Annotated in this window: 8 protein-coding genes, 2 tRNA genes and 2 rRNA genes (1 of these 12 cut by a window edge); 10 read left to right on the forward strand and 2 right to left on the reverse strand. The window is 32.0% G+C overall.

Annotated elements, in window-relative coordinates; all coding sequences use genetic code 11:
• The first annotated feature begins 38 nt into the window (after positions 1 to 38).
• Positions 39 to 470: a DUF1178 family protein gene (locus ABXT48_RS00575; RefSeq protein WP_415302992.1), complete on the forward strand. Its 432-nt coding sequence runs from the start codon at positions 39 to 41 to the stop codon at positions 468 to 470.
• Here the strand turns inward: ABXT48_RS00575 and ubiG are convergent.
• Entirely contained in the window at positions 467 to 1,189 is a 723-nt protein-coding gene (gene ubiG / locus ABXT48_RS00580) for a bifunctional 2-polyprenyl-6-hydroxyphenol methylase/3-demethylubiquinol 3-O-methyltransferase UbiG (protein WP_415286578.1), read from the reverse strand. The genes ABXT48_RS00575 and ubiG overlap by 4 nt on opposite strands.
• A 65-nt stretch (positions 1,190 to 1,254) precedes the next feature.
• Between ubiG and ABXT48_RS00585 the strand changes: the two genes are divergently transcribed.
• The 5 genes from ABXT48_RS00585 to ABXT48_RS00605 are packed head-to-tail and all read left to right on the forward strand — an operon-like array spanning position 1,255 to position 6,000.
• Entirely contained in the window at positions 1,255 to 2,466 is a 1,212-nt protein-coding gene (locus ABXT48_RS00585; RefSeq protein WP_415286579.1) for an aspartate kinase, read from the forward strand.
• A 3-nt stretch (positions 2,467 to 2,469) separates the two neighbouring features.
• Positions 2,470 to 3,570 carry a flavodoxin-dependent (E)-4-hydroxy-3-methylbut-2-enyl-diphosphate synthase gene (ispG, locus tag ABXT48_RS00590; RefSeq protein ID WP_415302994.1) on the forward strand — a complete coding sequence of 367 codons (1,101 nt, stop codon included), beginning with the start codon at positions 2,470 to 2,472 and terminating at the stop codon, positions 3,568 to 3,570.
• Between the two features lie 5 nt (positions 3,571 to 3,575).
• A complete protein-coding gene (gene prfA / locus ABXT48_RS00595) occupies positions 3,576 to 4,649 on the forward strand; it encodes a peptide chain release factor 1 (RefSeq protein WP_415286581.1) in 1,074 nt (357 codons plus the stop codon).
• A 1-nt stretch (position 4,650) separates the two neighbouring features.
• Positions 4,651 to 5,493, forward strand: coding sequence for a peptide chain release factor N(5)-glutamine methyltransferase (prmC, locus tag ABXT48_RS00600; protein ID WP_415286582.1), 843 nt, complete (start codon positions 4,651 to 4,653; stop codon positions 5,491 to 5,493).
• Positions 5,494 to 5,508: 15 nt separating this feature from the next.
• A complete protein-coding gene (locus ABXT48_RS00605) occupies positions 5,509 to 6,000 on the forward strand; it encodes a DUF4167 domain-containing protein (RefSeq protein WP_415286583.1) in 492 nt (163 codons plus the stop codon).
• Between the two features lie 2 nt (positions 6,001 to 6,002).
• Here the strand turns inward: ABXT48_RS00605 and ABXT48_RS00610 are convergent, their stop codons facing one another.
• Positions 6,003 to 7,301 (reverse strand): M23 family metallopeptidase, encoded by a 1,299-nt coding sequence (locus tag ABXT48_RS00610; protein ID WP_415286584.1) that lies wholly within the window; start codon positions 7,299 to 7,301, stop codon positions 6,003 to 6,005.
• 330 nt (positions 7,302 to 7,631) lie between these two features.
• Between ABXT48_RS00610 and ABXT48_RS00615 the strand changes: the two genes are divergently transcribed.
• The 4 genes from ABXT48_RS00615 to ABXT48_RS00630 all read left to right on the forward strand — a co-directional run.
• Positions 7,632 to 9,106, forward strand: a 16S ribosomal RNA gene (locus tag ABXT48_RS00615).
• 98 nt (positions 9,107 to 9,204) lie between these two features.
• A tRNA-Ile gene (locus ABXT48_RS00620) sits at positions 9,205 to 9,282 on the forward strand.
• Between the two features lie 11 nt (positions 9,283 to 9,293).
• Positions 9,294 to 9,369: transfer RNA gene (locus ABXT48_RS00625), tRNA-Ala, on the forward strand.
• Positions 9,370 to 9,518: 149 nt separating this feature from the next.
• Positions 9,519 to 9,829 (forward strand): 23S ribosomal RNA (locus ABXT48_RS00630) (it continues 2,443 nt past the right edge of the window).
• Together the 16S and 23S rRNA genes with 2 tRNA genes alongside form the textbook arrangement of a ribosomal RNA operon.

The following is a 9,829-nucleotide window of genomic DNA, read 5'->3' on the forward strand; positions in this document are numbered from 1 at the left end:
GATATTGAATTAACTTTATTAATTATTAACTATAACTCATGATCAAATACAAGCTCATATGTAAAGATTGTGAAACTACTTTTGATAGTTGGTTTTCATCGTCTAAAGAATATGAAAAACTTAAAAAGAAAAAATTCTTAAATTGTCATTTTTGTAATTCCTTAAATGTTGGGAAAGCTTTGATGTCTCCTAGTGTAAGCACGTCAAAAAACAATTTGAGAGATATCAATTCATCTGGTGAAAAATATAGAGAAATAAAAAAAACAATTTCTAAATATCAAGAATTTATAAAAAAAAATTTTGAATATGTTGGAGAAAATTTTGCCTATGAGGCAAGGTCTCTACATTATAAGAATAAAAAAAGAGCCAAAGGTATTTATGGTACCGCATCAAAAAAAAAACTTACCGAGTTAAATGAAGAGGGTATAAAAACAGAAATACTACCTTGGATAAAAAATACTACGAATTAATTTTTTATAAATTTTGTAATATAATTAACAGAAGTATCACCTGTTATTTTCCAGCTATTATCTAATATATTAAAATTCATTCCATCTAATTTTTTAAGAGATAGATTGTTTTTTTTGCTTATGCGTATTAGCTCACTAGGTTTAACAAATTTTTCCCAATCATGTGTTCCAATTGGCAACCATTTTAAAATATATTCAGCACCTACTATTGCGAATACATAAGATTTTAATGTTTTGTTAAGGGTTGCAATAAACATTATTCCATTTTTCTTCAATAATTTTGAACTTTCTTTAATGAAAAAATCTATATCATTAACATGTTCAACTATTTCCATGTTTAAAATTACATCAAATCTTGTTTTATTTTTTAACATCTCTGGAGATGCAACTTTATAATTAATTTTAAGGTTATTTTTTTTTGCATGAAATTTTGCAACTTCAATATTTTTCTTTGATGCATCAATACCAACAACATTTGCTCCTAGTCTGTACATTGGCTCAGATAATAACCCTCCACCACAACCAATATCTAGTAATTTAATATTTTTTAGGGGTTTATCAGACGATCTAATCTTAAAATCCTTGATAATATTTTCTTTTATATATCTAATTCTTATTGGATTAAAATTATGTAATGGTTTGAATTTACCATTAGGATCCCACCATTCTTCAGCAATTTTGGAAAATTTCTCAATTTCTTTTTTATTTATTGAATTCATAATAGATCACTTGTGGACATAACAATTAAGATGTATTTTATCAATTATAAATTACAAAATTATCAATGAAAACTGTTGTATTAAAGTTCGGTGGAACTTCTGTTGGAAGCATAGATAGAATAAAGAACGTAGCAAAAATTATTTCCTCTTATAAAAAGAAGAAAATGGGAGTTATTGTAGTTTCATCTGCGATGAGTGGTACAACTAACAAATTAATAAAAAAAACAAAAGAATTAAGTAATAGCTTTGATGCAGCAGAATATGATGTTTTATTAGCAACAGGAGAGCAAGCAACTTGTGCGTTAATTGCCGGTAGATTAAAACACCTTGGTTTTAAAGCTAGATCATGGATGTCATGGCAGCTACCAATTATTACAGAAGGACCCTATAGCTCTTCAAGAATTAGCAAAATCAATAAAGGAAAAATACTTAGTTTCATGAAATCTGGTGGAATACCTATCATAACTGGTTTTCAAGGTATTAATTTAGAAAATAGGATTACAACACTAGGAAGAGGTGGAACTGATGCATCGGCGATAATGTTGGCAAAATTTTTTAATACTGATGTGTGCGATATCTACACTGATGTAGATGGCGTTTATACTACTGATCCAAGAAATCATTCGAAAGCTAAAAAAATTCATAAAATTTCCTACGATGAAATGTTAGAGATGGCATCGCTAGGTGCTAAGGTTATGCAGCCTACTTCTGTACAAGATGCAAAACTAAATAATATTAATTTTTCAGTTAAATCTTCATTTCAAAAAAAGAAGGGCACATTAATAACTGGTGCAAAAAAAACCTTTAGTAATCAAATAATAACTGGAATTACTTCTACAAAAAATGATTCTAAAGTTACGATTGTGGGTGTTAAGGATAGACCAGGAGTAGCAGCTGCTGTTTTTAAACCATTATCACTTAATCAAATTAATGTTGATATGGTAGTTCAAAACATTTCTTTAAATGGAAAAGAAACAGACTTAACTTTTACAATTAAATCTGAGGATTTAAAAAAAACAGAAAAAATAATTAAACAAAATAAAAAAATTTCATTTAGAAAATTTACTTATGATAATAATGTTTCGAAAGTATCTATTATTGGTGTTGGTATGATTACAACACCAGGAATTACCTATAGAATGTTCCAAGCATTGGCCTCAAAAAAGATTAACATCATGGTTATTTCAACTTCTGAAATTAAAATTTCAGTTTTAATTTCAAATAAACAGATAAAAAAAGCAGTAGCAGTGCTTCACAAAGAATTTAAGTTAGATTAACTTATGAGCTTAAGACCATTTAGAGACATTCATAGAAAAAAAACAAAAATTATAAATGTTGGTGATGTAAAAATAGGTGGAGATAATCCTATTTCTGTTCAATCTATGACCAACACTTTAACAACTGATATTAAGGCCACAATAAAACAAATTAATGATATTCATGAAGAGGGTGCTGATCTGGTTAGGGTTTCGTGCCCAGATGAAGAGTCTTCATTAGCTCTTAAGGAGATTACAAAACATGTATCTGTCCCAATAATTGCTGATATTCATTTTCATTATAAAAGAGCGATAGAAGCGGCTGAAAATGGAGCAAAATGTTTAAGAATTAATCCAGGCAATATAGGGGATAAATTAAAAATACATGATGTGCTTAGTGCTGCTAAAAATAATGATTGCTCTATTAGAATAGGTGTTAACGCTGGCTCTCTTGAAAAAGATATTTTAGAAAAATATAAGGAACCATGTCCAGAAGCTTTAGTTGAAAGTGCACAGAGGAATATTAAGATTTTAGAAGATCAAGATTTTTTTAATTTTAAGATAAGTGTAAAATCTTCAGATATTTTTTTATCTATTGCTGCGTATCGTCAACTATCAAAAGTTACAGATTATCCACTGCATGTAGGAATCACAGAAGCCGGAGGTTTTGTATCGGGCAGTGTTAAGTCATCAATAGGTCTTGGCTCACTTTTAATGGATGGAATAGGTGATACTATAAGAATTTCTTTGTCTGACGATCCTGTTAAAGAAATTAAAATCGGTAATGAAATATTAAAGTCACTTAACTTAAGAAATAGAGGTGTAAAAATTATATCTTGTCCATCATGTGCAAGACAAGCATTCCAAGTAATTGATACAGTAAAAACATTAGAAGATAAACTAGCTCACATCAAAACACCTTTAACATTATCAATTATTGGCTGTGTGGTTAATGGACCTGGAGAAGCAGCAATGACAGATATAGGAATAACCGGAGGTGGTAAGGGTAACAATATGCTTTATTTATCTGGCATTCAAAGTGAAAAAGTTTTATCAGAAGACATAATATCAAGAGTTGTAAGTGAAGTTGAAAAAAAAGCTGCTGAACTTGATAAAAAATTATAAATACAATGATACCTCTAAAAACTATTGAAGATTTAATATCTAAGCATTCTATTTTGGAGAAAGAATTATCATCAGGTGAAGTGGATAAAAAACTTTTTGCTGAAAAATCAAAAGAATACTCAGATTTAAATGATGTAATTGTTGATGCTAGAAAATATTTTTCTTACGAGGGAGAAAAAAAAGATCTAGAGAAAATATTAAGTGATTCTAGTAGTGATAATGAATTTAAAGAAATGGCTGAAGTAGAATTAAAAGATTTAAAATTAGAAAACGAATCCATAGAAAAAAAATTAAAACTATTTTTATTACCAAAAGATGAAGCAGATAAAAAAAATGCAATTATAGAAATTAGAGCAGGTACGGGAGGATTAGAGGCCAGTTTATTTGCTGCAGATCTTTTTAAGATGTATGAAAAAGTTAGTCATCAAAAAAAATGGGAATTAGAATTAATAAGCATGTCCCAGAGTGAAGCGGGGGGGCTGAAAGAAGTTATCGCATCAATTAGAGGAAAAAATATTTATTCAACATTAAAGTATGAAAGTGGAGTTCATCGTGTTCAGAGGGTTCCGGATACAGAAACTCAGGGAAGAGTTCATACTTCTGCTGCAACAGTGGCCGTACTGCCGGAAGCAGAAGAGGTTGATATAAAGATAAATGATTCAGACTTAAGAATTGATGTGTTTAGAGCTGGTGGCCCAGGTGGACAATCTGTTAATACAACAGATAGTGCTGTGAGAATTACTCATATTCCGACAGGCCTATCTGTATCTCAACAAGATCAAAAATCACAACACAAAAATAAAGCAAAAGGGATGTTAATTTTAAGATCAAGACTTTATGAATTAGAAAGATCAAGAATAGAAGGTGAAAGATCAGAAGATAGAAAAAGTAAAATAGGAACAGGAGACCGCTCTGAAAGAATTAGAACATACAATTTTCCACAAGGAAGAGTAACAGACCATCGTATTAATCTAACCTTACATAAGCTTGAAGCTTTTTTAGAAGGTGAAGCCTTTGATGAAATGGTAGAAAGCTTAACGCTGCAAGCACAAGAAGAAAAATTGAGCAACCTTAACTAAAATGAATATAGAAAATATTCTGAATGAAGGAATAAATATCCTGCAAAAAAATAAGATAGCCAATCCTCAACTTGATAGTGAGATATTATTATCTAACTCGATTAAAAGAGATAAAAAACATATTATTTTAAATCCTAAAGAAATTTTGAACTCAGAACAATTACAAAAATTTAAAACTTTAATTGAAAGAAGAAAAAAAGGTGAACCAATAGCTTACTTAATAAATAAAAAAGAGTTTTGGAAAGATGAATTTTTTGTTAATAAAGATGTGCTAATTCCAAGACCTGATAGTGAACTTATAATAGAACAAGTTTTAAAGATTTATTCAAAAAATGTTCAATTACAAGTTCTCGATATTGGAACTGGATCTGGATGCATTCTTTTATCCATACTAAAAGAGAGATCTAATTTTTATGGAACTGGAATAGATATTTCTAAAAAAAGTATAAATGTAAGCAAATTTAACACAAAACAACTAAACTTAACTAATCGAGTAAAGTTTTTTCACTCAAGTGTTGACAATTTTAATAATGGCAAATATGATATAATTGTTTCAAACCCTCCATATATTAAACAGTTAAGTTTAAAATATTTGGAAAAAGATGTAGTTAATTTTGAGCCAAAGTTAGCTTTAAGTGGTGGGTTTGATGGTTTTTCAAAAATCAGGAAAGTAATCAATAAGGCAAGCATTCTGATTAAGAAAAATGGTAAATTTATTTTAGAGATAGGTTTTAATCAAAAAAATAAAGTTATAAAAATATTAAAAGAAGAAGGTTTTTACGTTAACAAAGCCATAAAAGATTATGGAAATAATGACCGCTGTATAATCAGCACTAAAATTTAAATTGAAAAAAATATTATGGTAACATTTAGAAGCAATAATAGTAATAACAATAGAAGACCTCCATTTAGAAGCAATAATAATAGAAGACCTCCATTTAGAAGTAACAATGAAGGGTCAAAATTCTCTAACAATGATAATTTTCAAAGAAAAGTTCCAGGTAGAAATAATCATAATGCCGTAAAACTTATTGAAAAATACAATGATTTAGCGAGAGAAGCTTTAGCTAATGAAGATAAAATTTTATCTGAAAATTATTTTCAACATGCGGATCATTTTACAAGAGTTCAAAATGAGCAAGAAAGCCTTAGAATAGCTAGAGTAAATTCATCTGCAACTGTAACTATTAAGCCAGTGGATTCAGAAAAAAAAGTTGAAGAAGCTGTTAAAACTGAAGCTGTTAAAACTGAAGCTGAAACGGTCAAACAAGAAGTGCTTAAACCTGAAGTTAAAAAAGTTGCAAAAAGTATAGATAAAAAAGTAGTTGAAAAGAAAGTTGCTGCTAGTTAATTTTATCCAATAATTAATTCTGATTTTAAAACATCTAATTTAATTTTTTCTACCTCAAATATTTCTCTTTCTTTTCCTTTAAGAGTTTTGCCGGAAGGTAACTTTAATCTTTGAGAGTTAACTTTTTTTCCATTTACAACCACTTCATAATGTAGATGTGGACCTGTAGATTTTCCAGTCGACCCGACATAACCAATTATCTGGCCCTGTTTTATTCTTATTCCCTCTTTTATTCCTCTAGCAAAATTTTTCATATGGGCATAAATAGTTTCATAAGTTGAATTATGTTTTATTTTAATACAATTTCCACCACCACCACACCATCTTGCTCTCGTTATAAGTCCACTTCCAGATGCCATAATGGGAGTACCCATTGGTGCAGCAAAGTCAGTTCCTTTATGCATCTTATTAAAACCATCTATAGGATGTTTTCTCATTCCAAAAGCAGATGAAAGTCTTGCACCATTAATAGGAGTTTTCATCAATGCTTTTTCAACGCTCTTACCACCTTCATCATAGTGTCCTTCACTTCCTTTTTTTTCAAAATAATATAATGCATTGTTTTTTCCACTTAGTTTTAGATTTGCAAAAATTATATTACCTGTTTCAAATACTTTGCTATCATCATCTTCAAATACTTCGTACATGATTTGAAAATTATCATTTTTTCTAATATCTCTTTGAAAATCTACTTGAAATCCATAAATTCTTGCAAACTCAATAATCACGTTTGGTTGAACTTTTAAATCAATAGCTGTTTTATATAAACTTTGTGTAATTTTCCCTTCCTTAAAAATAATTTTTTTATTTAAATTTGTAATAATTATTTTTTTTTCAAAAAAATTACTATCTAGATTTCTTGTTAATCGAATCTTTTCTGTTCTAGAGACTGGAAATAAAAAAGAAGTAATTTTTTTATTATTTGATTGATCAATAGTAATTTTTATTTCAAGATTTGGTTTAAGATTATTTATATCATAATCTGAATTTAATTTTTTTTTGATCTGATTAATTTCTTTATGTGGTATTGAATAATTATTTAAAATTTTATCAAACGTTTCACCACTAGAAATTTTATGATCAATATTTTTATATCTTGGAACTAGATTGTCAAAAATTTGGTTAATACTTTTTTGGAAATAAATATTATTTATTAAATTTTTGTAATTTTCATTTATTAATACTTTTTTTTTGTTATAGATATTGGTGCTTGAAATCGTAATTAACAATAATAAGAAAAGAAAAGTAATCCCAATATTTTTTTTTATTATTTTTATTATTTTATTTGAACTAAATATCATCTTTAATTTTGAATTATTAATTTAGTAATGACTAAAAATCAAAAAAAACCTTATGTTTATTGGTATATTTGAACATTTATTTAAATGCTAAATGCTTGATTTACTTTTATTTTAGCTTATAAGCAGCACACTTTCTCAGTAAAATTATTGTTTACTCAATAGATTAGTGAGGATTATTGGGCGTTTTAGAACCAATTAGCTATTTAAAAAGTAAAAATTTAAGAAGAGAAGTGTGGACGGTTAAGGTTACCAAAATTTGTCGTACACACTTCAAAATCGTATGGATTGTATTCTTACAATTTATATATGAAGCTAGTGTGCGCCGTTTTTTAACTTGAGAGTTTGATCATGGCTCAGAACGTACGCTGGCGGCACGCCTAACACATGCAAGTCGAACGAAGTAGCAATACTTAGTGGCAGACGGGTGAGTAACATGTGGGTATCTACCCTTTGGCCTGGAATAACACGAGGAAACTTGTGCTAATACCGGATAAGTCTTTACGGAGAAAGCTTTATGCACCATTGGATGAGCCCGCACTTGATTAGTTTGTTGGTAGGGTAATGGCCTACCAAGACTATGATCAATAGCTGATTTGAGAGGATGATCAGCCACATTGGGACTGAGACACGGCCCAAACTCCTACGGGAGGCAGCAGTGGGGAATCTTGCACAATGGAGGAAACTCTGATGCAGCGATGCCGCGTGAGTGAAGAAGGCCTTTGGGTTGTAAAGCTCTTTCGTCGGGGAAGAAAATGACTGTACCCGAATAAGAAGGTCCGGCTAACTTCGTGCCAGCAGCCGCGGTAATACGAAGGGACCTAGCGTAGTTCGGAATTACTGGGCTTAAAGAGTTCGTAGGTGGTTGAAAAAGTTGGTGGTGAAATCCCAGAGCTTAACTCTGGAACTGCCATCAAAACTTTTCAGCTAGAGTATGATAGAGGAAAGCAGAATTTCTAGTGTAGAGGTGAAATTCGTAGATATTAGAAAGAATACCAATTGCGAAGGCAGCTTTCTGGATCATTACTGACACTGAGGAACGAAAGCATGGGTAGCGAAGAGGATTAGATACCCTCGTAGTCCATGCCGTAAACGATGTGTGTTAGACGTTGGAAATTTATTTTCAGTGTCGCAGGGAAACCGATAAACACACCGCCTGGGGAGTACGACCGCAAGGTTAAAACTCAAATGAATTGACGGGGACCCGCACAAGTAGTGGAGCATGTGGTTTAATTCGAAGATACGCGCAGAACCTTACCAACACTTGACATGTTCGTCGCGACTCTAAGAGATTAGAGTTTTCGGTTCGGCCGGACGAAACACAGGTGCTGCATGGCTGTCGTCAGCTCGTGTCGTGAGATGTTGGGTTAAGTCCCGCAACGAGCGCAACCCTCACTTTTAGTTGCCATCATTAAGTTGGGCACTCTGAAAGAACTGCCAGTGATAAGCTGGAGGAAGGTGGGGATGACGTCAAGTCCTCATGGCCCTTACGTGTTGGGCTACACACGTGCTACAATGGCATCTACAACAGGAAGCAAAACGGCAACGTTAAGCAAATCCCGAAAAGATGCCTCAGTTCGGATTGCACTCTGCAACTCGAGTGCATGAAGCTGGAATTACTAGTAATCGTGGATCAGCGTGCCACGGTGAATGCGTTCCCGGGTCTTGTACACACCGCCCGTCACACCATGGGAGTTGGTTCTACCTTAAGGCAAGGTTTTAAACCCTTGACCACGGTATAGTCAGCGACTGGGGTGAAGTCGTAACAAGGTAGCCGTAGGGGAACCTGCGGCTGGATTACCTCCTTTCTAAGGATGAGTGAAAGTAAAATTTCACTCTAAATAATATACATCGGTAATGTTGACCGTCCTCATTTCTCTTCTTAAAGTAATGTTTCCTTCTTGTAGGGCCGGTAGCTCAGTTGGTTAGAGCACACCCTTGATAAGGGTGGGGTCGAAAGTTCGAAGTCTTTCTCGGCCCACCAAAAACCTAAATGGGGGATTAGCTCATCTGGGAGAGCGCCTGATTTGCATTCAGGAGGTAGCAGGTTCGATCCCTGTATCCTCCACCAGGAAACATTTAGTTATTAAAACTGTAAATAAAAATAATTTATATCAATATCTATATCCGAACATTAAAAGTTATTATTTAATGTTCAAAATAAAAATTTGATCACAACATAGATAAATTTTCTGTTAAAAGAATTTTTTTCTGTGCATAAATCAAGCGTTTAAGGGCGTGTAGTGGATGCCTTGGCACTGAAAGCCGATGAAGGACGTGATATACTGCGATAAGTTTCGGGGAGCTGTATGTAAGCTTTGATCCGAAAATTTCCGAATGGGGAAACCCACCACTTTATGTGGTACTTTAAACTGAATACATAGGTTTAAAGAGACAACCTGGAGAACTGAAACATCTAAGTAACCAGAGGAAAAGAAATCAATTGAGATTCCGTTAGTAGTGGCGAGCGAACGCGGAGTAGGCCAGTAGTTTTGTTAGAAAAATTTGAATAGTTTGGAAATGCTAACCAT

It is taken from the genome of Candidatus Pelagibacter sp. Uisw_101, from assembly GCF_047727615.1.
Classification (GTDB): domain Bacteria; phylum Pseudomonadota; class Alphaproteobacteria; order Pelagibacterales; family Pelagibacteraceae; genus Pelagibacter.